The 24767-nt window shown below is 63.1% G+C and carries 21 protein-coding genes and 1 tRNA gene; 7 read left to right on the forward strand and 15 right to left on the reverse strand.

Annotated elements, in window-relative coordinates; all coding sequences use genetic code 11:
- Nucleotides 1-150: 150 nt before the first annotated feature.
- The 7 genes from KUW18_RS15660 to ffh all read right to left on the reverse strand — a co-directional run bounded on the left by KUW18_RS15660 (nucleotide 151) and on the right by ffh (nucleotide 5887).
- Nucleotides 151-903: a DsbC family protein gene (locus tag KUW18_RS15660; protein ID WP_206940432.1), complete on the reverse strand. Its 753-nt coding sequence runs from the start codon at nucleotides 901-903 to the stop codon at nucleotides 151-153.
- A 3-nt stretch (nucleotides 904-906) separates the two neighbouring features.
- On the reverse strand, nucleotides 907-1803 hold the full coding sequence (gene xerD / locus KUW18_RS15665; RefSeq protein WP_222561813.1) for a site-specific tyrosine recombinase XerD: 897 nt from the start codon (nucleotides 1801-1803) through the stop codon (nucleotides 907-909).
- Nucleotides 1804-2086: 283 nt separating this feature from the next.
- Nucleotides 2087-2443: a 50S ribosomal protein L19 gene (gene rplS, locus KUW18_RS15670; protein WP_045991330.1), complete on the reverse strand. Its 357-nt coding sequence runs from the start codon at nucleotides 2441-2443 to the stop codon at nucleotides 2087-2089.
- A gap of 110 nt (nucleotides 2444-2553) precedes the next feature.
- Nucleotides 2554-3360: a tRNA (guanosine(37)-N1)-methyltransferase TrmD gene (trmD, locus tag KUW18_RS15675; protein ID WP_206940436.1), complete on the reverse strand. Its 807-nt coding sequence runs from the start codon at nucleotides 3358-3360 to the stop codon at nucleotides 2554-2556.
- 42 nt (nucleotides 3361-3402) lie between these two features.
- Nucleotides 3403-3972, reverse strand: coding sequence for a ribosome maturation factor RimM (rimM, locus tag KUW18_RS15680; protein WP_206940438.1), 570 nt, complete (start codon nucleotides 3970-3972; stop codon nucleotides 3403-3405).
- A 50-nt stretch (nucleotides 3973-4022) separates the two neighbouring features.
- Nucleotides 4023-4271 (reverse strand): 30S ribosomal protein S16, encoded by a 249-nt coding sequence (gene rpsP, locus KUW18_RS15685; protein WP_206940440.1) that lies wholly within the window; start codon nucleotides 4269-4271, stop codon nucleotides 4023-4025.
- A 206-nt stretch (nucleotides 4272-4477) separates the two neighbouring features.
- Nucleotides 4478-5887 (reverse strand): signal recognition particle protein, encoded by a 1410-nt coding sequence (gene ffh / locus KUW18_RS15690; RefSeq protein ID WP_222561814.1) that lies wholly within the window; start codon nucleotides 5885-5887, stop codon nucleotides 4478-4480.
- A 450-nt stretch (nucleotides 5888-6337) separates the two neighbouring features.
- Between ffh and KUW18_RS15695 the strand changes: the two genes are divergently transcribed.
- Nucleotides 6338-7138 carry an inner membrane protein YpjD gene (locus KUW18_RS15695; protein ID WP_206940451.1) on the forward strand — a complete coding sequence of 267 codons (801 nt, stop codon included), beginning with the start codon at nucleotides 6338-6340 and terminating at the stop codon, nucleotides 7136-7138.
- A 217-nt stretch (nucleotides 7139-7355) separates the two neighbouring features.
- Nucleotides 7356-8645 carry an HlyC/CorC family transporter gene (locus KUW18_RS15700; RefSeq protein ID WP_222486442.1) on the forward strand — a complete coding sequence of 430 codons (1290 nt, stop codon included), beginning with the start codon at nucleotides 7356-7358 and terminating at the stop codon, nucleotides 8643-8645.
- 166 nt (nucleotides 8646-8811) lie between these two features.
- Here KUW18_RS15700 and KUW18_RS15705 read toward each other — a convergent pair whose 3' ends face one another.
- Together KUW18_RS15705 and KUW18_RS15710 are read right to left on the reverse strand one after the other, a co-directional pair.
- On the reverse strand, nucleotides 8812-9519 hold the full coding sequence (locus tag KUW18_RS15705) for a 1-acyl-sn-glycerol-3-phosphate acyltransferase (RefSeq protein ID WP_315857905.1): 708 nt from the start codon (nucleotides 9517-9519) through the stop codon (nucleotides 8812-8814).
- Nucleotides 9516-10136: a TetR/AcrR family transcriptional regulator gene (locus tag KUW18_RS15710; protein ID WP_206940455.1), complete on the reverse strand. Its 621-nt coding sequence runs from the start codon at nucleotides 10134-10136 to the stop codon at nucleotides 9516-9518. Before KUW18_RS15710 ends, KUW18_RS15705 begins: the two co-directional genes overlap by 4 nt.
- A 189-nt stretch (nucleotides 10137-10325) precedes the next feature.
- On the opposite strand from KUW18_RS15710, the gene KUW18_RS15715 reads away from it, so the two are divergent.
- Nucleotides 10326-11000 carry an SOS response-associated peptidase gene (locus tag KUW18_RS15715; protein WP_206940457.1) on the forward strand — a complete coding sequence of 225 codons (675 nt, stop codon included), beginning with the start codon at nucleotides 10326-10328 and terminating at the stop codon, nucleotides 10998-11000.
- Between the two features lie 8 nt (nucleotides 11001-11008).
- Nucleotides 11009-13945, forward strand: coding sequence for an insulinase family protein (locus KUW18_RS15720; RefSeq protein WP_261396723.1), 2937 nt, complete (start codon nucleotides 11009-11011; stop codon nucleotides 13943-13945).
- 149 nt (nucleotides 13946-14094) lie between these two features.
- On the opposite strand, the gene sbcB is transcribed toward KUW18_RS15720, so the two are convergent.
- From sbcB to minC, 4 genes are all read right to left on the reverse strand, one after another.
- Nucleotides 14095-15585 (reverse strand): exodeoxyribonuclease I, encoded by a 1491-nt coding sequence (gene sbcB, locus KUW18_RS15725; RefSeq protein WP_222561815.1) that lies wholly within the window; start codon nucleotides 15583-15585, stop codon nucleotides 14095-14097.
- A gap of 209 nt (nucleotides 15586-15794) precedes the next feature.
- Nucleotides 15795-16046: a cell division topological specificity factor MinE gene (gene minE / locus KUW18_RS15730; RefSeq protein ID WP_206940461.1), complete on the reverse strand. Its 252-nt coding sequence runs from the start codon at nucleotides 16044-16046 to the stop codon at nucleotides 15795-15797.
- Nucleotides 16043-16864 carry a septum site-determining protein MinD gene (gene minD / locus KUW18_RS15735; RefSeq protein WP_206940463.1) on the reverse strand — a complete coding sequence of 274 codons (822 nt, stop codon included), beginning with the start codon at nucleotides 16862-16864 and terminating at the stop codon, nucleotides 16043-16045. Before minD ends, minE begins: the two co-directional genes overlap by 4 nt.
- An 85-nt stretch (nucleotides 16865-16949) precedes the next feature.
- Nucleotides 16950-17714: a septum site-determining protein MinC gene (gene minC / locus KUW18_RS15740; protein ID WP_222164011.1), complete on the reverse strand. Its 765-nt coding sequence runs from the start codon at nucleotides 17712-17714 to the stop codon at nucleotides 16950-16952.
- Nucleotides 17715-17989: 275 nt separating this feature from the next.
- Here minC and KUW18_RS15745 point away from each other — a divergent pair, with 275 nt between their 5' ends.
- Nucleotides 17990-20764: a DUF349 domain-containing protein gene (locus tag KUW18_RS15745; protein ID WP_222561816.1), complete on the forward strand. Its 2775-nt coding sequence runs from the start codon at nucleotides 17990-17992 to the stop codon at nucleotides 20762-20764.
- A gap of 193 nt (nucleotides 20765-20957) precedes the next feature.
- Here KUW18_RS15745 and phbB read toward each other — a convergent pair whose 3' ends face one another.
- A complete protein-coding gene (phbB, locus tag KUW18_RS15750; protein ID WP_206940469.1) occupies nucleotides 20958-21704 on the reverse strand; it encodes an acetoacetyl-CoA reductase in 747 nt (248 codons plus the stop codon).
- A 379-nt stretch (nucleotides 21705-22083) separates the two neighbouring features.
- On the opposite strand from phbB, the gene KUW18_RS15755 reads away from it, so the two are divergent.
- Together KUW18_RS15755 and KUW18_RS15760 are read left to right on the forward strand one after the other, a co-directional pair.
- A tRNA-Met gene (locus tag KUW18_RS15755) sits at nucleotides 22084-22160 on the forward strand.
- A 307-nt stretch (nucleotides 22161-22467) separates the two neighbouring features.
- Complete coding sequence (locus KUW18_RS15760; protein ID WP_222561817.1) at nucleotides 22468-23412, forward strand: thioredoxin family protein; 945 nt, start codon at nucleotides 22468-22470, stop codon at nucleotides 23410-23412.
- Between the two features lie 105 nt (nucleotides 23413-23517).
- Here the strand turns inward: KUW18_RS15760 and KUW18_RS15765 are convergent, their stop codons facing one another.
- Complete coding sequence (locus tag KUW18_RS15765) at nucleotides 23518-24702, reverse strand: MalY/PatB family protein (protein ID WP_222561818.1); 1185 nt, start codon at nucleotides 24700-24702, stop codon at nucleotides 23518-23520.
- Between the last annotated feature and the right edge of the window lie 65 nt (nucleotides 24703-24767).

The following is a 24767-nucleotide window of genomic DNA, read 5'->3' on the forward strand; positions in this document are numbered from 1 at the left end:
TCATTCTCCCTTACTCGCTGCCGCCACGGGCGGCAGTTGTGTCAGCGATGCGTGGTGGCCCGAATCTGCGTCGAGCCTTGTCGATGCGGGAGGCACCGGCCGCGCCAGCGCTCCCGCTCATTATTGGTCCGTCTTGCAGACAGCTGGCGATCAGCCGTCGATGCCCAGGCGTTCGGCCAGGCGCTCCGCCGGAACGTAGCCAGGCACCATGGTGCCGTCCGGCAACACGATGGCAGGCGTCCCCTGGACCCCGAGTTCGAGCCCCAGATGATACTGCTGCTCGACCGGATTGTCGCAGCTTGCAGCGTCGCTCGGAACCTCTCCCTCTTTGGCCGCGGTCATGGCTTCAGAGCGATTGTCGCTACACCACACCTGAGTGAGCTGACGCGCGCCCTCGCTCTGCATGCCGCCGCGCGGGAAGGCCAGATAGTTGACCTGAATCCCCAGCTCGTTCAAGCGCGGCACCTCTTCGTGCAGCTTGCGGCAATAGGGGCAGGTCGAATCGGTAAAGACGTGGATAGTGGCCTTCGGCTCGTCCACCCCACGGTAGACGATCTGGTCGGACTCGGCGACGGCGGCCAGACGCTCGGCGCGGCTGGCGTTGCGGCTCTGCTCGGACAAGTTGACCAGGCCGTCCTCGGCATTCTCGTAGAGATCGCCCACCAGAAAATGGCTACCGCTGGCGTTGGTGTAGAACGTTTCACCGGTTTCCAGACGAACCTCGTAGATCCCGCTCATCGGGGTGTCGAGCACTTGGCTCACCGGCATCTTCTGGCCATTCACGGACAGCTCGTTGAGCGCAGCGGGCGGCGCGGCAACGGCACTGCCGGCGGCCAGGGACGTGGCGAGCAGCGTGGCGGGAAGCACGCTGGTCAGCAGGGTCGCGAAGGAGGGGCGATTCATGAGTCAGCCTCGAGGATGATGATCGGCATGCAGGGCTTCCAGTCGCGCCTGCGCCACATGGGTGTATATCTGGGTCGTCGACAGGTCCGAGTGCCCCAGCAGCATCTGTACGACACGCAAGTTTGCCCCATGATTCAAAAGATGGGTGGCAAAGGCATGCCTCAGTGTATGGGGAGAGAGGGGGCGGTCGATACCCGCAACACTGGCGTAATGCTTGATTCGGTGCCAAAAGGTCTGGCGCGTCATGGCGTTGTCCCGCCTTCCGGGAAACAGCGCTGGCTTCTGGATATCGCTCATCAGTTCAGATCTGCCCTGGCGCAGATAGCGTTCCAGCCAGTCGCATGCCTCTTCGCCCAACGGCACCAGCCTGTCCTTCTGGCCCTTTCCGCGCACGCGCACCACGCCTTGCCGCAGGTTGATGGCGTCTGTGGTCAGGCCGATCAGCTCGCTGACCCTGAGCCCAGCACCGTACAGCACCTCGAGCATGGCCCGGTCGCGTAACCCCAGGGCGGCGGTCACATCTGGCGCCTGCAACAGGCGCTCGACCTCGTCCTCATCCAGGGTATCCGGTAACGCGGGACGCACCCGGGGCAGACGCACCTTGACCAACGGGTCCTCGTCGATCAGGCCTTCCGCCAGGGCCCAGCGGTAGAACCGCCGGAGACTCGACAACAGCCTGGCATTGCTGCTGAGCTGATAGCCTCCCTCACGACGCTGATCCAACCAGGCCGGCAGACTCACCGCCCCCGGTGCCAGCAGCGTCAGAGCGGACTCGTCCAACCAGGCCTGCCAGGCCTCGAGGTCATGACGATAGGCACTCAGGGTATGGTCGCTCACCCCTTGTTCCAGCCACAGGGTGTCGAGAAAGGTGTCGATGATCTGACCGTGGCCTGCGCTCATTGCCTGCCTCGCTGCCTGGGCGACCGGACGAATGCCAGGGCCTCAATGCACAAACACCCCGCCCCACAGAGGTGGTGACGGGGTGTCGGGAGAGGGAGGAAGGTCCTCCCTCGGACTGACTGACGCTTAGGGGAAACACTGCATAAATGCCTGCGCGGACGAATCGCTGCGTTGCGCACTGCTCGAACTCCTCACCTATACCGCATAGGCTCCGGGTTCTGCGCTGCGGGCGCCTGGCGCCTCAATCCGCTCGGCTGATGTATTCAGCGCTTCCTCAGGCGTCTTAGGCCAGCTTTTCCTTGATACGTGCAGACTTGCCGCTACGCTCACGGAGGTAGTACAGCTTGGCCTGACGCACGTCACCGCGACGCTTGACGCTGATGGAGTCAACCAGCGGGCTGTAGGTCTGGAAAGTACGCTCGACGCCAACACCGTGAGAAATCTTGCGCACGGTGAAAGCGGAGTTCAGACCGCGGTTACGCTTGCCAATGACAACGCCCTCGAACGCCTGCAGACGCTCGCGGTTACCTTCCTTGACCTTGACCTGAACGACGATAGTGTCGCCCGGGGCGAAGTCCGGCACCTGCTTGCTCATCTGCTCGGCTTCGAGCGCCTGGATCACCTTGTTCTTGCTGCTCATTTCACTTGCTCCTGAAATCGTTGTGATCCATCGATCGGTCGTGGATGCCGATGGATCGTGATCCCGGCACTCGAAGCTCGAGCGCTCGGGTCGTTGATGACGCAGGTCCGTCAGCGGCGATTGGCCGCCCGGTCGACCTCGTGACCGTCGTCCTGCACCTCCGCCTTGTCGGCGTATTCGTCGATGAACTCGTTCAACAGACGCTGCTGCTCCTTTGACAGAGCCCTGCCCTCGAGCAGGTCAGGCCGTCTCAACCAGGTACGCCCCAGGGACTGCTTCATTCGCCACTGGCGAATCTGTCCATGGTGACCGCTGAGCAGCACATCCGGCACCTTGCGTCCGTCGATTTCCTCCGGACGGGTATAGTGCGGACAGTCCAGCAGACCGTCATTGAAGGAGTCCTCGACTGCGGAATCCTGATGCCCCAGTACACCCGGCACCAGCCTTGCCGCTGTGTCGATCAGCACCATGGCCGGGAGTTCACCTCCACTCAGCACATAGTCGCCAATGGACCACTCCTCATCGATGTCCGCTTCGACCACACGTTCATCGATGCCTTCATAGCGTCCTGCCACTACCACCAGGGGCGGGCCTGACGCCAACTCGCGCGCGCCCTGTTGATCCAGCCTGCGGCCCTGGGGCGACAGATAGATCACTCGGGGTCGCTGCCCGGTCGCGACGTGCGCCCGGTCGCGAGCAGCGTGGATTGCACAACGCAGGGTGTCGACCTTCATCAGCATCCCCGGACCTCCGCCGTAAGGGCGGTCGTCCACGGTACGATGGCGGTCGGTGGCGTAGTCCCGGGGATTCCAGAACTCCAGCGTCACCTGGCCTTTGTCTACAGCCCTGCCGGTCACACCGTGGCGAGTGATCGCCTCGAACATGTCCGGAAAGAGTGACACCACCCCAATCCACATCTCACTGATCTCCCGTCAACGCGCTGCTTGATCGCCAGGCGATCAAAACTCCGGGTCCCAGTCGACCAGTATGTCCCCCGCACCCAGGTCGACGCGCTTGATCACGTCATCGGGCAGATAGGGGAGAAGACGTTCACGGTCGTCCGGAGCATCGCTACCCTTCACGACCATCACGTCATTGGCACCGGTCTCGAACAGATAAGCCACCTTGCCCAGCACAACCCCCTCGAGGGTCACGACCCGCAGGCCTTCCAGCTGGTGCCAGTAGTACTCTTCACTGTCGAGCTCGGGCAGGTCCTGCTTGGCCAGCAGAATGTCCGCCCCGGCCATCACTTCGGCCCGGTCACGGTCATCGATGCCTTCCAGCTGGGCGACCAGCCCTTGTCCCTGCTTGCGCCCCTGCTTGAGGCGGTGGCGTGAAAGCTGTCCGTCATGACGGACCACCCACTCGGCATAATCAAGAATGCCTTCCATGGGCGAGGTATACGAATACACCTTCATCCAGCCCTTGATGCCGTAAGGACTGGTCAGCTTGCCCAGCACGACGTAATCATCGCTGTGGCGATCGTCTTGCGCCGCTGGCGACGCGTTGTTGCCTTGGGGCGATGCCATCTGGGTCAAACCTCATTCACACCGGGACTGTCACAGGCAAGGCGTTCGCCTCAGGCCTGCTTGCGTGCTTCCTTGACCAGCTCGGCAACGCGATCAGACAGCTGCGCGCCCTGAGACTGCCAGTGAGCAATGCGATCCAGGTCGATGCGCAGACGCTCTTCCTGACCACGTGCTACCGGGTTGAAGAAGCCCAGACGCTCGATGAAACGGCCATCACGGGCATTGCGGGAGTCGGTCACGGCGAGGTGGTAGAAGGGACGCTTCTTGGCGCCACCACGTGCCAGACGAATGGTAACCATACGTTGACTGTCCTTCGGTTGGGATTTTACGGATAACGGCGACGGACGGGTCTGCCACCGGTGTTTTGCTCACGACGAGGGCCGCGCCAATGCACGGTCCTCGAACGAAGAGGCAGTATTCTACGGAAAACCGCCCCCCTTGGGAACCTTTTTTGCCTCACCGGCCTTGACGGCCGGCACCGGCAGGAGCAGGTATCAATGCGGTCTCAGCGCCAGGGCATGCCGCCGGGGCCGCCCATTCCGCCCATACCACCGGGACCGCCTGGGCCACCGCCACCCATCATTCCGGACATGCCTCTCATCATTTTCTGCATGCCGCCCTTCTTGCCTGCCTTCTTCATCATCTTCTGCATCTGCTTGTGCTGCTTCAGCAAGCGGTTGAGGTCGGGCACCTGCAAGCCCGCACCGGCAGCGATACGGCGCTTGCGCGATCCGTTGATGATGTCAGGGTTACGGCGCTCCTTGGGGGTCATCGAGTTGATCAGGGCCTCGAGCTTGCCCAGCTCCTTCTCGGGTCCAGGGCCCTGAGCCATATCGGCCATCTGCCCCATGCCCGGCAACTTGCCCAGCAGTCCGCTCATGCCGCCCATCTTCTTGAGCTGCTGCAGCTGTTCACGAAAGTCCTCAAGGTCAAAGCCCTGGCCTTTCTTGACCTTCTTGGCGAGCTGTTCGGCCTTGCCCTTGTCGACGGTACGCTCGGCTTCCTCGATCAGGGACAGCACATCCCCCATGCCGAGAATGCGCGAGGCCACCCGGTCCGGATGGAACGGCTCGAGGGCATCGACCTTTTCGCCCACCCCCATGAACTTGATCGGGCGCCCCGTCACGTGGCGCACCGACAGCGCCGCACCGCCACGGGCATCACCGTCGGCCTTGGTCAACACCACGCCGGTAAGCGGCAGGGCGTCGGCAAAGGCGCGGGCCGTATTGGCAGCATCCTGGCCGGTCATGGAGTCGACCACAAACAGCGTCTCTGACGGCTCGATGGCCTGATGGAGCCCCTTGATCTCCTCCATCATGGCTTCGTCGATGGCCAGACGGCCGGCGGTATCGACCAGCACGACGTCGTGGAACTGGATCTTGGCGTGCTTCAGGGCGGCGTTGGCGATGTCCATCGGCGCCTGGTCCGAGCGAGACGGAAAGAAATCGACGTCGACTTCCTTGGCCAATGTCTCGAGCTGGTCGATGGCCGCCGGACGATAGACGTCGGTGGATACCACCAGCACCTTTTTCTTCTCACGCTCGCGCAGGTACTTGCCGAGCTTGGCCACGGAGGTGGTCTTACCCGCCCCCTGCAGACCCGCCATCAGCACGACCGCGGGCGTCCCCTTGAGAGAAAGCCCTTCATTGGCCTCCCCCATGGTGACTTCGAGCTCTTGCTGGACGATCTTGATGAACTGCTGGCCCGGCGACAGGCTGCGCGACACTTCCTGGCCGACAGCGCGCTCACGCACGCGTTCGATGAACGCCTTGACCACGGGCAGCGCGACATCGGCCTCGAGCAGCGCCTTGCGCACCTCGCGCAGGGTGTCCTTGATGTTATCGTCGGTCAGGCGGGCCTGGCCCTTGATCGACTTCAGCGTCTGGGAAAGACGCTCGCTCAAGTTCTGAAACATGGAACTCTCCAAAATACGCGGAATGCGTTGGCCTCGTGCGCTGCGCAATACGGCTGGTGCGACCGGCCTTACGCGCCTCGCAAACTCTCCTCCGAGGCGGCCGCATGCCTGCGCGGCCTTGACGTTGGGGCAAATTATACGCCTTGTGGCGCCGACTCTCCATGCACTGACTCGTGACCGGTCTCGCATCCCCTCTGCTGACGGGGAGCCCCGCTGGTTGGCGTTGACGACCAGCGCCAGACGCCCTGACTCTGTTGGCTGGCTCTATTGACTGGCTCTGCTGACTGACACTGGCGGCCCAGTCTTGGCCACCAGGTCGTGGCGCACGGCCCCTGGCTGTCAGAAGAGGTACGATCCGGTATAGTCATTGCCAGGGGACAGGGAGAGCGCCCTGCCCCGACGGTTCACTTCTTACCCATTGGCGCCAGCGTGGCGCACGGACAGCACAGCATGCAGGCGTTACCTCTGGCCCTACTGGCCTTTGTCTTTTATCTGGCAGCCGCTTCCTGGCAAGGCTTGACGCTGATTCGCCGAGTTCCCCCTCGCGATCTTCTGGTGCGCAGCTTTGGCACCCTGGCTGCCGCCTTGCACCTGGTCGTGGCGGGAGGCCTTATCGGGCTGGAAGGCTCGATGCTGCCTGGCCTATCCACCAGCGCCGTGCTGGTGACAGCGCTGGCTGTCGTCGTCCTGCTCGGCGCCAGCCTGTTCAAGCCGGTGCTCAATATCGCCGCGGTGCTGTTCCCCTTTGCCGGCATCGTGTTGCTGCTGGGCATCGAGCTCCCGACACCCACCGGGCAGAACGGCATGACGCCGGGTATCGCCTTTCACGCTGTCAGCTCCGCCCTCGCCTTTGCCGTACTGGCCATCGCTGCCTTGCAGGCGATTTTGGTGGGCATTCAGAACAAGGCGCTGAAACACCACAAGATACGCGGAGTGGTGCAGGCGCTGCCGCCCCTCACCACCATGGAGCGGGTATTGTTCGAGATGATCTGGGTTGGCCAGGCCTTGCTGACCCTGGCCATCGCCAGCGGCTTCGTGTTCCTCGACAACATGTTTGCCCAACACCTGGTCCACAAGACGGTCCTGTCTCTGCTGGCGTGGCTGGTGTTCGCGGTCCTGCTGCTGTGCCACTATCGTCTGGGGTGGCGGGGCATGCGTGCGGTTCGCTGGACCCTAGGGGGCTACCTGGCCCTGTTGCTCGCCTATTTCGGAAGCAAGTTTGTGCTGGAAATCCTGCTCGCGCACAGTTGATGGCAGGACTGTCACCCCGACGCTGACCACCAAGAATAAAGAGTGCTACAAACATGGGGTTAGGCCTAAACATCCGGCATCCTGCCAGGGCCTTGGCACAGCCTGACAAGGCCTGCGAGGGCGACGCACCCGCCTTTGCCGTGACCGGGGCGACCTTGACACTCCCTGAGCGACCCCCTACAACTCGTCCCTTACCCGCGACCAAGGATCCAACGTCTTGAACGACGACTTTCCGGTAGGCCTGCTGTTCGGCCTGCTCTTTCTGCTGATCACCCTGTCGGGCTTCTTCTCCAGCTCCGAGACGGGAATGATGTCGATCAACCGCTACCGGCTAAGCCACCAGGCCAACAGCGGACAACGCAACGCCAAGCGCGTCCTGCGCCTGCTGGCACGGCCAGACAGGCTGATTGGCGTCATCCTGATCGGTAACAACTTCGTCAACAACCTGGCGGCGTCGATTGCCACCATCATCGCCATTCACTTCTTCGGCGATGTCAGCGGCCCGGCCATTTCAACGGCCATCCTCACCATCGTGGTGCTGATCTTCGCCGAGGTCACGCCCAAGACCTTTGCCGCCGTCAAACCCGAGCGCATTGCCTACCCGGCGTCGATGATCCTCGAGCCCCTGCTCAAGCTCCTGTACCCGCTGGTATGGGTGGTCAACGTGATCTCCAATGGACTGCTCCGGCTCCTTGGCGTCAAGAGCATTGACGGCGGCGGCGACCACTTGACCCGCGACGAGCTACGTACGGTCGTGCACGAAGCGGGCACCCTGATTCCCCACCGCCACCAGGCCATGCTGCTGTCCATTCTGGACCTGGAGAATGTCACGGTGAACGACATCATGGTCCCGCGTCATGAGGTGGTGGGCATCGATCTGGACGACAGTCTGGAAGATATCCTGACCCAGATCCGCACCAGCCAGCATACGCGACTGCCGGTATTCAAGGGCGACATCAACAACATCATTGGCATGCTGCACCTGCGCAATGCCGCACGTTTTCTGTCCCGGCCCGAAGTGACCAAGGCGGCCATCGTTCAGGAGGCGCGGGAGCCCTACTTCATCCCCGAATCAACGCCACTGCACACGCAGCTGCTGAACTTCCAGAAGCAGAAACGCCGCATCGGCATCGTCGTGGACGAATACGGTGACGTGGAGGGGCTGGTAACGCTGGAAGATATCCTCGAGGAGATCGTCGGGGAGTTCACCACTGACGTGGCCGGCCAGGAGCAGGACATGCTGCCCCAGAGTGACGGCAGCCATGTGATCGACGGCACCGCCAACATTCGCGATATCAACAAGTCGCTGGGGTGGCATCTGCCCACGGATGGCCCTAAAACGCTCAACGGCGTCATCCTTGAGCACCTGGAATCCTTCCCCGACGGCCCCGCCTGTCTGCAGATCGGCAATATCCGCATGGAAATTCTCGAGATGCGCGACAACCTGATCACCTCGGTCTGCTGCTGGCCCAGCACCCGCCGCGTGCTTAGCGATACCGACGCCTGAGACAGGCCCGCGACAACAACGCAACCAGAAAGGGACGGCCATGGCCGTCCCTTTGCGTGTCTACCAGCGCCTTTGCCAGAGGACCCGCAACAGCGAGCCCCGATGGAGGGCGACCGCTTAGCCCCGATGGAGGGCGGCCGCTCAGCCTCAATGGAGGGCGGCCGCCCTACGGCTTGCCTGTCTCGACCCAACGATCAGCCTCGGCCTTCAACTCACGCACCTGGGCTTCCAGCAGCTGGCGACTGGCCTGCCCCGGGGGCACGGGCTCTCCGAAGTACAGCGCGACGCGGGCGCGGCAGCGTCTGGGCAGATGGGCCAGCGCCTTGCCGTGCCGATTGGAGGTCCATGACCCCCACAGGCCGGACAGCGCCGCCGGTATCACCGGCACCGGATCCTTGGCCAGAATGAGATCCAATCCTCGACGAAAGGTCCGAATCTCGCCGTCCGAGGTAAGCCGCCCCTCCGGAAACAGCATCACCACATCGCCATTGCGCAGCGCGCGACTGACTTCATCAAGCGCGCGCCGCACGTTGCCGGGGTCGCGACGATCCGACTCCACCGGAATGGCACCCACCATGCGGAACAGCCAGTTGAGCCAGATCGACTCGTAGATCGGCCGGTCCATCAAGAAGCGCAGGGGCCGAGGGCTCCCGCCCCCCATCACCAGGGCATCCATGAAACTGACGTGATTGCACACTACCAAGGCGGGTCCACGGGGAGGAACGAAACGTCGCCCCTGGAAGCGAAGCCGATACAGCAGGTGAATGAGAGCAAAGACCAGGCGTCGGATGTAGACGGCGGGGGTCCGAGAGAAGCGCCAGACGGCGAGACAGGCAATAAGGCCAACCAGGCCCCAAAGGAAGATTTCGATCACGACACCCTGTTCGTCTGCGTAAGGCCCGCCAGGGTGGTGGATAGCAGCTGATCCAGCAGCTCCTCGACTTCAAAGGCGCCGCCCTGGGAATAGCCGAGTCGATCATTCAATCCCAGCTGAACCAGTCCATGCACGCTGCCCCACAGGGTACGGGCCAGGCGCTGGGCCTCGATGGTCTGAAGACCCGGCTGATACTCGGTCAAGGTGTCCTCGACCCGCGCAAAGAGCGCGCCGATCATGTCCGTCTGACGCTGATCCAGCTCACCTTCCTGGGCCAGGGGATAGTCGAACATCAGCTGCCAGCGATGCGCGTCCTCCCGGGCGAAAGTCCAATACCCCTGGGCGAGGGCGCGCAGGCGCGCCTCCGGCTCGGTGGTATCGACCAGCAGCGGCTCCATCACCGTGCGCAGTCGAGCAAGACTCTCGACATTGACGTGTTGCAACAGGTTGTTGAAGCTGCCGTAAAGCTTGAGCAAGGTGCTTGGTGCACAGCCTACCTCGCGTGCCAGCGAGCGCAGCGACAGCGCATGCACGGGCTGATCTGCCAGCCAGGCATCACAGGCGGCCATCACCTGGGCATGGAGCTCCTCGGGGGCGTGCTGTCTGGGACGAGCCATTGCTCTTCCTCGCTGTATCACTCGCGCCGAGCATCGGCGACCTTGGGTAAGCGGCGTTTTCCTGAGCATACATTAATCGAACACTGTTTTCGACAGAACGTTGAGGTATGCACGGCTCACCACAGTCAACGAGACTTTCGCGGCGTCTAGCTCTTGGGTAGGCTGACCGTCCAGATCGCAGGAGTCCTCATGACCGGCCGCCTCTATATCCCCGCTCGCGCCATCGAACATGCGCTCGATGACCTCGATGCACCGGTGCAGGCCATCAGCGGCGTCAACATGGCACCAAGGCGCCCCTTGTCGATCATCCGCCTGGAGGCAGGGCGCTTTACCTTGGGCACCGGCTTCTGGGGCCTGACACCGCCATGGCTCAAGGTCCTCGACCACGCGCCGCACTGCGCCCGCGCCGAAAGCCTCGAGTCCCGGCCGATGTTTCGCGACGCCTTCCGGGCACGGCGCTGTCTGGTGCCCGCGTCCGGCGCCTATGCCTGGCAACCCCGCCCCCACTACAAGCAGCCTTTTCTGATCACCCGGGCGGACCGGGGACCACTGCTGTTGGCGGGGCTTTGGTGTAGGTTTCACACTACCTTGACCGACTATACAGATTCGTTCGCCTTGATCACCGTTCCCAGCCCCGAGCTGTTGACTCCGCTGACCGACCGCGTGCCGGCCATCATCGAACGGCACCAGGCGCGGGCCTGGCTCGACCCGGCCAGCGACAGCGAGCCGCTGGAACAGATGCTGCGCACGCCTCCCGGGGAACTGTTGGGCGCTTTTCCGGTATCAAGACGAGTGAACAATCCATTGGAACAGGATCCGTCCTGCGCCCACCCCATCGGGCAGATGTGGCGACAGACACTTTAGGAGACGTGATGGCTTCGATCCGTATCAGGCGAGGCGCCCCCTGCCTCGCCACCGCCCTGGCGTGCATTTGGCTACCCATGGCACAGGCTGCTCCGGGGGATCAGGCTTCCCCGTCCAGCAGCGCCGAGACAGCTACCGCCACCACGTCCATTGCGGCGGCCACCTCGCCCATCATCAGCCCTCACGACGACCGGGATTATCGCGTCCTGACCCTCGACAACGGACTCGAAGTGCTGCTGGTCAGTGACCCGGAGGCCGACAAGGCCGCCGCGTCGCTGAACGTCTCCGTCGGCAGTGCCCAGGATCCAGACGACCTGCAGGGACTGGCTCACCTGCTGGAGCACATGCTGTTTCTCGGCACCGAGGCCTATCCTGAAGCAGACGCCTACCAGGGCTACATCAGTCGCCACGGTGGCCGTCATAACGCCTTCACTGCGTCGCTCAACACCAACTACTTCTTTGATGTGGAAGCGGACGCCTTCGAGGGTGCCCTCGACCGCTTCAGCCGATTCTTCGTCGACCCGCTGTTCAATGCAGACCAGCTAGGCAGTGAGCGCAATGTCGTCCACTCCGAGTACCAGGCACGGCTGCGCGACGATGCCCGTCGTGAAAACGAGGTACTCGACGGCTTGCTTAACCCGGCAAACCCGACCGTTGGCTTCTCCGTCGGCAGCAAGGACACCTTGGCAGAGCGCCCCGAGGGCGAGCCAAGCCTGCGAGAGCGGGTCATGAGCTTCTACCAGAACCACTACGGCGCCAACGTCATGCATTTGGCGGTGGTCGCCCCGATGCCCCTCGATCAATTGCAGGGGATGGTGGCAGAGCGCTTCGCTGAGGTGCCAAATCGCGGCCTGACGGCGCCCGAGATCACCACACCGCTGGTGGATACGGCCAAACTGCCGCTGGCGGCAGAGGTCCACTCGTTGCGTGACGCCCGTCGCGTCAGCTTCTTGTTTCCGGTACCCGACCCGGTCCTCAGCTACCAGCGCAAGCCCGCCAGCTATATTGCCAACCTGATCGGCCACGAGGGGCCCGGCAGCCTGCTGAGTCGACTGCGTGATGCTGGCTGGGCCGATGGCCTGTCAGCGGGAGTGACCCGCGGTGATGGCCAGCATGCATTGCTGGCGGTGGATATCAGCCTGACACCGGAAGGCCGCCAGCAGCTCGAGCGCATTCAGGCCAGCCTGTTTGCCGCCATCGAGCGCATTCGCGAAGAGGGCGTCAGCGATGATCGCTATGACGAACAGGCCAGTCTTTCGGAACAAGCGTTCCAGTTCCAGCAGCACGGCGATGCGCTGGATGAGGCCATGCGCCTGTCCATCAGCTTGACGCACTACCCGCTGGAAGACGTCAATCGCGCCGGCTACCGCATGGATGGGCTGGACGTCGAAGAGGTTCGACAATGGCTTGGCGCGCTGCGTCCTGACAACATGATTCGGCTGTACAGCGGCCCAGAGGTGGAGGGCGAGCAACGCACCACCTACTACAACACCCGCTGGCAGCAGGTAGCGCTGCCGACGTCGACGGCGGAGCCGCTCGACGGCCTGGCGCTGCCCGCTCCTAACCCGTTCATCGCCGAAGATCTTGCCCTGTTGGAAGATCACGCCGAACGACCCACTCTCATCACCGACACCGATCAGGCGGATGCGTGGTACAAGGCGGACGCCGAGTTCGACACGCCAAAGGCGTCCTGGCGCTTTAGCCTTCAGCATCCCGGCGCCAGCCAGACGCCACGCCAGGCGGTGCTGACGCAACTGCTGGCGGGCTGGCTGAATGACAGCCTCAATGAACGCCTCTACGCGGCGCGGCTGGCCGGGCAGAAGTATGAAGCCTACGCCCACTCTCGCGGCATGACCCTGTCCTTTACCGGCTGGCGCGACCGGCAGGATCGGGTCATGGCAGAGGTCATCGACCAGCTCAAGCAAGGCAGCATCGAAGATGACAGCGTCGCGCGGGTCCGCTTCGGGCTGGAGCGTGAATGGCGCAACGCCCCTCGCGATCCCCTCTACCACCAGGGACAACGCACCCTGTCCGAGGCGCTGATCCGCCCGCAGTGGTCGCCCCAGGTATTGCTCGAATCGCTGGCCGAGGTCACACCACAGGACCTGCGCGACTATCGCGATCTCTTCTTGAGCGAGCTCCACCTGCAGCTTCTCGCTGTCGGCAACCTCTCTCGCAGCCTCGCAGAAGAAGAAGCCTCACTCGCCATCGAAGCCCTCGAACCCAGCCTTGGTGCTGACGCCATCGCCGATCTAGAAGTGCTCAAGGCCACCGACCTGCCTAGCCTGACGCCCGACTCGGAGCGCGAAGAGTCGTTGCTGCTGCGCTACCTGCAAGGACCCGATCAAAGCCTGCCTACCCAGGCTCGCATTGCGGTGCTCGGCAAGCTCTTGGAAACTCCGTTCTACCAGCGACTGCGCACCGAGCAGCAGCTCGGCTATATCGTCAATGCGGGCTATTCCCCGCTTCTGCATGCACCCGGCATCAGCTTGCTGGTGCAGTCACCCTCGACCCCCAGCGAGGAGCTGAAAACCCACGTCGATGACTTCCTTGACCAGGTCCCCACCCAGCTTGAGGGACTCGACGAAGCGACCCTGGCCACCTACCGTCAAGCGGTCCATGACGAAATTACCCAGCGCGATGCCGGGCTGGAAGAGCGCACCAATCGGCTGTGGCGTGCACTATCCTTCGGCGATACCCACTTCGACCGCCGTGAGCGCCTGGCAGCAGCGGTGCTGGACGTGACGCTTGCCGACCTGCTGCCTAGCTGGCAGGCACTGCGCGACAACGCGGTGGTGGACGTCGCCTTCGATCCGGGCGCCACTCCCAGCGATATCATGGCGCTCAAAGGCGAGCTGGAGGTGCTGCCGGGGAACGAAGAGGCACCGCTATCGCCGCGCGGCGAAGAGGAGTCCGCCCAGGCGGTCAAGGTCGACACCCCCTGATCTGACAGGCCGCTGACATGGCGGTGACGCGCCCAGCGTCACCGTCAGACACGACAACGCCCGGCTCGGACGATGACCTCCAGGCCGGGCGTTTTGATGGCACAGATAGCTCCACCGGTCGCGTGATGTCGCTGGTTGCGACGCCGCCGTTATCCGAACGCTTGAGCCGGCATAATGGACTCCACAAACATCACCATTTCCTCCAGGACCTGACGCTCACGATCACTCAGCGAGGTCTGATTGAGACGCTCGATCTCCCGCGCAAAGTCCTTCAGGGTCAGGCTCGACAGCGCGGCATCGTTCATGCGCTCCCAGCGGAAACTCTCCCAGCGTGCCTGCTCCTCCCCCGTCAGGGTGTCGGGGTAGCTGCGCGCGCGGTAGCGAAACAGCATTTCCTCCAGACGTGGATCCTGGAAGGCAAAATGGGCATCGACCAGATCCCAAGGGTCAGCTGCCCTCACTCGCTCCATCTGCTGCCGATCTGCCGGTGAGAAAAACCCACCGGAATACAACATCAGATCAGGATCGCGCGGCGGCTCCGGCGGCCCTTCGGCAAACACCTCCTGGACCTTGGCGGCGATATCCGGATCGCGGGAAAGGCGCTGATAGTGACCACGACAGGCCTCCATGTCCAAGCCCATACGTGCCACGATATCGCCGTATTCTCCCTGCTGAGGGCCCGACACGTCCTTGAGCGCGCTGGGCGGAAAGATCACCGGACACTTGTTGATGTGCACCACCTTCAGCGGGATACGGCTTTCTCCTTCCGCCAGGTCGTCGTTGCTGACAAACACTCTGGCACGAATCTCCTGGGGTGATAGCCGCAGAAGATCCTCTGGATCCAACGACAGATCGTAGACGATGATCCCGTTGGGGTTGGTCGGATGTTCAGCCAGAGGCAGCACCAGAGCCCCGCAGGCGCGGCTGGCCGGGTAGCGACGTGAAATGTGCACGATCGGCTTGCGCTGGGTCGCATCCAGGCGCTTGCGCACTTCGCGCTTGGCCCGCAATGACAGCAGGTAGTCGAACAGGTTGGCATTGGCGTTGCGCAGCAGTCTCGCCAGGGCAATGGTGGCGCGCACATCGGCCAGAGCATCATGGGCGCCCACATGCTCGATACCATTGGCGGCGGTCAAGTCCTCGAGGCGAAAGCTGGGACTGCCATCTTCCCGGGTCGGCCATTCGATACCTTCAGGTCTCAACGCGTGAAACGCCCTCACGACATCGATCAGATCCCAGCGTGAGTTACCGTTCTGCCACTCTCGGGCATAGGGGTCCAGCAGGTTGCGGTAGAACAGATGCCGACTGACTTCATCATCGAAGCGCAGGCTGTTGTAGCCCACCGCGCAGGTGCCAGCCACGCTCATCTCATCTTGAATGGCACCCGCGAACTCGGCCTCCGGCAGGCCCTGGCGCCGGGCCTGCTGAGGCGTGATTCCGGTAATCAGGCACGCCATCGGATGGGGAAGAGCGTCATCGGCAGGCTTGCAGAACAGCTCCACCGGTTCACCTATTTCATTGAACTCGGCATCGGTACGGATAGCAGCGAACTGCGAGGGGCGATCACGCCGAGGATCGGCACCAAAGGTCTCGTAGTCGTGCCACAGAAAAGTGAGCGGAGCGGCTTTCGGCTGCGCCATGGCGATAGTGTCTCCACGCGGGCTGCTTGAGCCCGCCAGCCTAGCACAGGCAGGCGCCTGACTCAGCCAGATAACCACCCATCACCACGCGTCGCCACAGAGTCGCCCAAGCTCGGGGCGGTTGTCGGCACCATCAAACGCAAACGGCGAGCCGCTCGCCAGAGCGACTCGCCGCAACCGCTTGCCCGCCGATGGCGGGCTCCGCAGGCTCAGCTGCGGGGCAGCGTCACGTTAAGCTCAAGCACAGAGCAGTTGTCTTCGCTGTCCAGCGACATATTGATCGCATCGTCATCCACTTCAACGTAGCGCCGGATGACTTCCAGCAGCTCTTTTTCCAGCATCGGCAGGAAATCGGGCTGGCCCCGTTGGCTACGCTGGTGGGCGACGATGATTTGCAGCCGCTCCTTGGCGACAGACGCGGACTTCTTGCGTTCTCGCTTCAGGAAATCGAGTAGTTTCACCGGCGACCTCCCCCTCCGAACATACGGCTCAGCAGCCCCTTCTTCTGGTATTCGTGGAAGCGCAGCGGCACGTCTTCGCCAATCAAGCGGCTGACCGTGTCCATGTAGGCCTGGCCAGCATCGCTGCTATCGTCATGGGTCACAGGAACACCCTGGTTAGACGCCCGCAGCACGGCCTCGGACTCGGGAATCAGCCCGACCAGATCGATGGCAAGGATCTCGCGAATATCATCAAGATTGAGCATGTCCCCCTGATCGACACGACCCGGGTTGTAGCGGGTGATCAGCAGGTGTTCCTTGATCGGGTCCTTGCCCTGCTCCGCGCGCCGCGTCTTCGACGACAGCAGGCCGAGAATACGATCGGAGTCCCGTACCGACGAGACTTCCGGGTTGGTGACCACGATCGCCTCATCGGCGAAGTACATGGCCAGCTGAGCACCCCGCTCGATCCCGGCAGGCGAATCGCACAGGATGTAATCGAAATCCTTGGTCAGGGTCTCGAGCACCTTCTCGACCCCTTCCTGGGTCAGAGCGTCCTTGTCCCGGGTCTGTGAGGCCGGCAGGATATGCAGGTTGTCGACCCGCTTGTCGCGGATCAGCGCCTGATTGAGACCTGCCTCGCCCTGAATGACGTTGACCAGGTCATAGACCACACGGCGCTCGCAGCCCATGATCAGGTCCAGATTTCGGAGACCGACATCGAAGTCGATCACCACGGTCTTGTTGCCTCGCAGCGCCAAGCCAGTCGCTATGGCTGCCGCACTGGTTGTCTTGCCGACCCCACCTTTTCCGGAGGTCACAACGATGATCTTGGCCAAGTGTCGCATCCTGTCGTCGTAATGTTGTTGGTCCTGTGTGGCCACTCGGGTGGCCAGGCCATTAACGGTTCATGCCATCGTGGGCCTACTTGAGCGCGGTAATCCCTAGCTGGTCGTCACTCAGCACTACCTGCACCGATGACCCCAGCAGCTGAGGATCAATGTCCTCAAGACGCTTGTAGTTGCCCGCGACGGACAATAATTCAGCGTGCAGTTCACGGCAGAAGATGCCTGCCTGATGATCCCCATGGATGCCCGCCAGCGCCCGTCCTCGCAGCGCGCCATAGACGTGAACATTGCCCGCCGCCAGTACTTCGGCACCGGCGTTGACGGCGCCAATCACGGTCAGGTCGCCATCGGGAGCAGTGATCTGCTGGCCGGAACGCACGGTGCCACGAAACACGCGTCCGCCACGGGGCAACGCCGTCGTGACGTCCTCGGCCGCGATGTCAGCGACCTCGCTGTCCGCCACCTCGGGCTCGTCATCCTGGGTGGGCACGCTTTCCAGCGTGCGTGCCCGCGCCGCGTCCTGGGGAGGAAACCAGCCAAGGCCTAGTGCCCATGCCGACTGCTTGACCGGGTCAGTGCCCCCGCGTACCGCCACCGGCAGCAGCTTGTGCGCGCGACACACTGCGCAGATACGCTCCAGTGCCAGGTGCGGCTCGTCGAGCTTCTCGACACTGAGCACTACCGGCGTATGCTGAAAGAAAGCAGGCGACTGCGATAACTTGCCCGCCAGCTGATCACGAATTTCCTCGGGATCGGCGCTGGAAAGCTCCATCACCGTCATGGGCAGCATCCCGCCCTTGAACGTAAACGCCATGCTGTCCCTGTCCACTTTGAGGCTCATTGCCGAACTCCACGTCGGGTGTTGGTCGGGGATTGCTCTCAAGCTATGCCAGAGCACCCGGTCCTGCAACCGATCATAAGCCTCTAACGGGTCCTTGTCAGTGTCTCCAATCAGCCACACGCCTCGGCAGAGACCTTTTCTGATGCTGGCGCGCATGCTTAGATTGATCTCTACCGTCTTCCACGCCTGGCACCCAGGGCTGCCATGACAAGCCGGTCGCTACAACAAGATGATGAGGCAGTCTCGTCACCGTCTATTTTTCTTCAGGAAGCCCCATGTCTGGACTCCTCCGCCGACTCTTTTCGCCTCGCTGGCGACACCCCGATCCCAAGGTAAGACGCGATGCTGCCGAGCGGCTCGACCCCCATGGCCAGCGCGATGCGCTCGAAACCCTTGTGCAGGACCCGGAACCCGAGGTTCGGCAGGCAGCCGTGGCACGCCTGGAAGACCCGCAGCAGCTGCTGGCACTGAGAGCGCGTCATGGCTCCCGCGAACTCGACCGCCAGCTGATCAGCCTGCTGATCGGTCGCCAGGGCGGTATCGAACTCAGCCAGCGCCAGCGCCTGGTAGACGGCCTGGACGATCCCCAGCTGCTTGAGCAAATTGCCCTCCAGGGTGATAACCAGCAGCTTCGGCTCAGTGCCCTGGCTCGACTCGATGACGAACAGGCCTTGATCCGCCAGGCCTGCGACAACGGCATCGCCGCCGTGCGCCACGCTGCCGCCGAGCGAGTGACGTCCGAAGAGGGTCTCAAGCAGCTGGTGCAGGCAGCTCGCCGTGATCGCCATGTCGCCCGCAATGCCAAGGAACGGCTAGGACGCCTGCGCGCCGACGCTGACGCCGTGGCCGAGGCGAAGGAGCGACGCGAGCAGCTACTGCAGAGTCTGGAACAGCATGCTCGGGCCGCCTGGGAGCCGCTATATGCCGGTCGCTTCCGCCATCTGGAGCGCGAGTGGCTCAAATTGCCCGATCTGCCCGAGGACCAGCAGGAAAGGCGCTATCAGGAAGCCTGTCTACGCTGTCGCAAGGTCATCCACGATCACGAAGCCCAGGAGCATGCGCTGCGTGCCGATCGACAGCGCCGCGAGCAGGCCGACCACGATCGCGAAGCGCTGGTCATGGCGCTGGAAGAGAGTTTGTCCGCGCTGTATCAGGGCGACCATGTGGGCGAGCAGGATCTGGCCAGCCTGCGAGCACAGAAGCAGCTGTTAGCCAGCCGCTGGCAGGCGCTATCGGAGATTCACCTGGCCGACGACGCGCTGCGCCAGCGCTACGACGCCGCCCTGAAGACCTTTGACAACATCAACCAGGCGTATCAGCGCCTGGTGGAGCGCTCTCCGGCGATGGAAGAGGCCATCAAGAGCGGCGACGAAGCCACTCTCAGACAGCTCGTGGAGGCCTGCCGCTGGCCTGATAACCTGCCGCCAGAGCCGCGGCTCGCACGGGCTCGTCACTACCTGCGGCTGGAGCGCGACCTGGCCGCCCCGGCGCCGTCGGCAGAGCAGCTGGCACGTTTCGCTGAAGAACTCGACCGCCTTGACGCGCTGCTGGATGAGGGCTCCTTCAAGGGGGCCAGCCGACTGCATCAACGCCTGCGTCATCTGGCCGAGGCCCTGCCCGCCTCAGCCGAGTCGGAACGAAGCCGGCTCAAGCGCCTGGGTGCCAGGCTGGCAGAACTACGCGACTGGCGCGGTTTCGTCGCAGGCCCCAAACGTGAGCAACTGTGCCAGGCCATCGAGGCTCTGGAGCAGGACAGCACCCTGAGCGATCGGGATCGGGACCGCCGACACCGCCAGCTGGTCAAGGAATGGAAAGCCCTGGCCGATGCCGCAGCCAACAAGGAGCAGTCAGAGCGCTTTCGTGCCGCCTCTGACCGCATTCGCGAGTCCCTGGCTGGCTGGCGCCAACAGCAGCAGCAGTTGAGGGAGGCCAACCTGGCTGAGCGCGTCGCCCTGTGCGAACAGCTCGAAGCATTGCTGGCGCAGCCCTCTCACCACGCCGACCCAGATGCCCTCCGGGACATTCGCGAACACGCCCGCGATCAATGGCGACGCACTGCCCCGGTGCCCCGGGATCAAGCCGAGGCTATCGGCCGGCGGTTTGGCCGCATCCGTCATCAGCTGCAGGCGCTGATCGATCGTCGTGCCAACGAGATTGCCGAATCCAAGCGCGCGCTTATCGACCAGGCCAGGTCGCTGCTGGAGACGTCACTGGCCGCCCGCCAACGGGGCGAACAGGCCAAGGCATTGCAACAGCGCTGGCGCGAACTCGGGCGCGCACCCAAGGGTGAAGAGCAGACCCTGTGGCGCGAATTCCGCCAGCTGTGTGATCAGATCTTTGCCCAGCGCGATGCGGAACGAGACGACCGGGCTCAGCGAGCAAAGGACCGACTGGATCGCATGCAGGCGCTGATCGATCGCATCGACGCCTGGCAACCGACCACCAGTGAGGAGGCGGACTGGCTCGACAAGGCCGTCGACGAAGCCAACGCTCTGGAACCGCTGCCCTCGGGACGACGCAGCGAGGGGATGCGTAAACGTTGGACGGGCATCGTCCGCGCTCGCCGCGAGCGGCTTGAACGCATCGCGGTAGCAGAAACGGTCAGCCGCTGGCACCAGCTCAAGCCGCTTATCCTGGAGCACCTGAAAGCCGACGATGCCTGTCTCGCCGGACAGCAGTGCGGGGATGTGTTGATTCCCGACACGCTGACGCTCCCCAATGAACTGGCCACCGCACACGCCGAACGCAATGCCGCACGCCGCTCCCCGGACTCTCTGGACAGCGTCGCCGAGCGGCTGGCGCGGTTGCGCGTGCACCTGGCGCTGTTGGCGGGCCAACCTATAGGCCAGCATGACGAACCCCTGCGCCTGGCCATCCAGGTAGACCGTCTCAACGACAGTCTTGGCCAGATGCCCACACGGGAGGAAGAACTGTTGTCGGTACTGTGTGGGTTGCTGGCCACCGGGCCGGTATCCCGCCAGCTGTGGGACAAGGAGGTTCAGGAGTTGGACGCGCTGCTTGATGGGCTGCGCCAGCTGCCGCCGCCGTGATAGCGCTGCGGTAAGTTCGGGGAGACAAGGCGACGTCGCAGCCCCCCTCCAGCGCCCAACAACAGGAAAGCGAGGCTTGCGCCTCGCTTTTCTGTTGTTGCCGCTCTGTCATTGGCGTTCGCGGGTTGTCGTCGACGACATGGCCGACCGCCCAAATGACGTCGGAGCCTGCCAGGCTCCGACACGAGAGGGTTCAGCCCATGAACTGGCCACCATTGATGTCGATGTTGGCACCCGTGATAAAGCCGTTGTCCTTGCTGGCGAGGAAGCTGACCAGGCGCCCGATCTCTTCCGGCGTGCCGTAGCGCTTCATCGGGATCGTCTCGCGAATCGCCTCACGCACCTTCTCCGGAATCTTCATGATCATGTCGGTGGCGATATAGCCAGGAGAGACGGTGTTGACGGTAATCCCCTTGGTGGCGGTTTCCTGGGCCAGCGCCATGGTCAGACCGTGCATACCCGCCTTGGCGGCGGAGTAGTTGACCTGTCCAAACTGCCCCTTGCGCCCATTGATGGACGAAATATTGATGATGCGGCCGTAATTCTGCTCGAGCATGCTCTCGATGACGCTACGGCAGGTGTTGAAGACGCTATTCAGATTGGTGTCGATGACCAGGTTCCACTGATCGGGCGACATCTTCTTCATGGTGCCGTCCTTGGTGATGCCAGCGCAGTTCACCAGCACCGCGATCGGACCATACTGCTCCTCGATCTTCTTTACACCGTTCTGGCACGCCTCGAAATCGGTCAGATCAATACCGGCAACGTCGATATTGTCGTAACCATCAGACTTCTGAGCCTCCAACCAGGACTTGGCCTTCTCGGGGTTGTTGTAACCGGCCAGCACCTGATAACCGGCATCCGCCAGTTCGCGGCAGATGGCACTTCCAATACCACCTGTGCCACCGGTGACCCATGCGACGGGCTTTTGCTGAGTCATTGACGACCTCCCTGATTGTCTATGCTTCCGCCGTTTGCCGACGGACCTTGTTGTAACAAGCACGTTGGGACGGATCGGCGGGAGACGATCCTCATCACAGTGTGTCGAGGCATCGCGCGTGGCCTCCTGCCACGTTGCGCCCGCCTGCCACCAACCTGACACCTGACGACAGCCCTGTCACGGATGACGCGCAACACGTCGTGGACGTCACACGCTTCGGGGCAAGCCGACGGTCATGTTCAGGCTAGCGTCCGCCACTGACATTTCCATGACAGCCCCCCCAGTATGGACCACTGCGCTCAACCGGTACGAGCCATCTCACGCGAATTCGCACAGGGTTGACGTGGGCCAAAAAATCCGTATACTTCGTCCTCGTTGATGCGGGGTGGAGCAGTCTGGTAGCTCGTCGGGCTCATAACCCGAAGGTCATCGGTTCAAATCCGGTCCCCGCTACCAAACATCATGAAACGGGGCAATCTCTTGAGATTGCCCCGTTTTCTTGTGCGCCACTGCTATCTCGACGCCTTGCTGATCGGACCCCGGGCCGGCACAGCCCCATCCTTCGACACGCACGTTCACTCGGCTGCGAGTGTTATGCCGCCCCACGCGAAACATGGGCCTATTTAGCAGAAGACTAAGTCCCATTTGACCTCCATCTTTAGTCGCATAGCGCTCATCAACGGCCTTGCGACAGGCCTTGAAGTCGGCGACCAGCGACCGCATCTCTTAGCTCTATCCACTTATCAGACAAGGTTGCGTCCCCATGCCAATCGTCGACCCGCGCACCGGCGAGCCGTTGAGCACCGAACCCGCCCAGCACAGCGCTGGCCAAGCAGAGGCCGCTACCCAGGGGCCGGCCGACAGCGATCTGATCTTCGACGTTGATCGCAGCAATATTCAGCAGGTGCTGGAACTGTCCATGCGCGTGCCGATCCTCCTCGACTGCTGGGCCCCCTGGTGCGAACCCTGCAAGAACCTGATGCCGGTGCTGGAAAAGCTGACGCGCGAGTATCGCGGCACCTTTCTGTTGGCCAAGCTCAACATCGACGACAACCAGGACATCGCAGGCCAGCTGGGCGTGCGCTCGGTACCCGACGTCAAGTTGATCAGCCAGGGCGGCCTGGTCGACCACTTCCAGGGTGCGCTGCCTGAAAAGGACATCCGCGAGTGGCTCGCACGCTACTTTCCGGCTCCTGAAGATGCCCCCGCAAGTCCCGAGGAACAGGCAGAGCAGGCCCTGGCGTCCGGCGATACCGCGACGGCGCGCAGCATCTACCAGGAGCTGAGCGAGCAATATCCTGACCACGTGGCCTATCGTATCCAGCTGGCCAAGGTTCTGGTCGCAGAGGGCAGCAATGACCAGGCACGCCAGCTGCTCGACGCCCTAGCGCCAGAGGATCGCGACGGCCCCGAGGCCCGAGGCGTTCGTGCCAGCATCGAGTTCAGCGAGGAAGCCCCCGATGCGGCCACACTCGCGTCTCTGGAAGGGCGCGATGACAGTGAAGCCCACTACCAGAGGGCCCTGCGCCAGGTCGCCGACGGTGACTATGAGAACGGCCTGGAAGGACTGCTCACGGTCATGAAGCGTGATCGTGGATACGGCGATGACCTGGCTCGCAAGACCCTGCTACGGGTGTTTGACGCCCTGGGGGCAGACCATCCGCTGACCGTCAGCTACCGGCGCAAGCTGTTCGCCCTGCTGTACTGAAGGCTGAATACCGCCCCCCTCACCCGGCAGCGTCTGCCAGCAACCACCAGCAGGGCCCTTGATGGGCCCTGCTGGCATTTAGCGGGTGCACGGCTGCCGACATGGTCAGCCAGCGAGCACACGATCCATCCGCGCCAAGGCTTCACCCAGCTGGGCGGCGGTGGTACCAAAGTTGAGCCTGACAAAGCCCGGCCAGCCAAAGTCGGCCCCGTCAGACAACGCCACGCCAGCGCGTTCGAGCAGCACCTTGGCGGGTGACTCCTGGCCCGACAGCGCCGACTGCCGCAGGTCCAGCCACGCCAGATAGGTAGATTCCGGAGCCGCCCAGACCACGCCCGGCCAGCCGGCCACATATTCGGCCAATCGCTGGCGATTTTCTCGAAGCACTTCCAGCAGCGCCTGGCGCCAGGGCTCGCCATGACGATAGGCGGCCTCTGCCGCCACCAGTCCCAACACATTGGCGTCCGGCATCAGCCCTTTTGCCCGGTCACGAAAACGCTGCCTCAATCGCCCATCCGGTATCACCGCGCAGGCAGCGGTGAGTCCCGCCAGATTGAAGGTCTTGGACGGTGCCCACAGCGTCACGGTGCGCTCGGCAAGCTGCGGCAGTGCGGCCGCCAGTGGCTCGTGTCGCTCCCCGTCTTCAAGCAGCAGATCGCAATGCAGCTCGTCGGACACCACGATCAGTTGGTGGCGCTCGACCAGCGCCGCCAGGCCTTCGAGCTCGTCCCGTCGCCACTGGCGCCCGGTGGGGTTATGGGGATGGCACCATAACAGCAGTCGTGTGCGCTCGGTGATGGCCTCCTCGATGGCATCCAGGTCCAGCGTCCAGGACTCTCCTGGTGACGCCGGCGGCGTCATCTCGGCCTGCTGCGCCAGGCGACCGGTTCGTTCGGCCACCTGCAGGAAAGGAGGATAGATCGGGGTAATCGTCAGCACCCCATCGCCTGGCTTGGTAAATGCCAAGCTCGCCAGATGAAGGGCAGGCACCACCCCCGGCAACCAGTGCTGCCAGCGGGGGGAGATTTCCCAGCCGTAGTGCTCGCGACTCCAGTCGACCAGCGCCTGCTCGAGGCTTTCTGGCACCTTGCCGTAGCCGTAGACCCCGTGACCGACGCGCTCTGACAGGGCATCAATCACCGCAGGGGGTGAACGAAAGTCCATATCGGCCACCCACAGCGGCAGCACGTCATCGGCGTAGCGATGCCACTTCTGTGACGGCCACGGCGGGCACTGATCGGCATCCCGGGGCTGCCGTCGATCAATCGGCGTGGCAAAATCGAAGTTCATGGTCATCTCCCTGACGATGGCTGTTCGATTACCAGGTTACCCTGGCCAAGTATTTGAAGGACGCA

The organism is Halomonas sp. DP5Y7-2 (assembly GCF_019802025.1).
In the GTDB taxonomy this organism is placed as follows: Bacteria; Pseudomonadota; Gammaproteobacteria; order Pseudomonadales; family Halomonadaceae; genus Halomonas; species Halomonas litopenaei_A.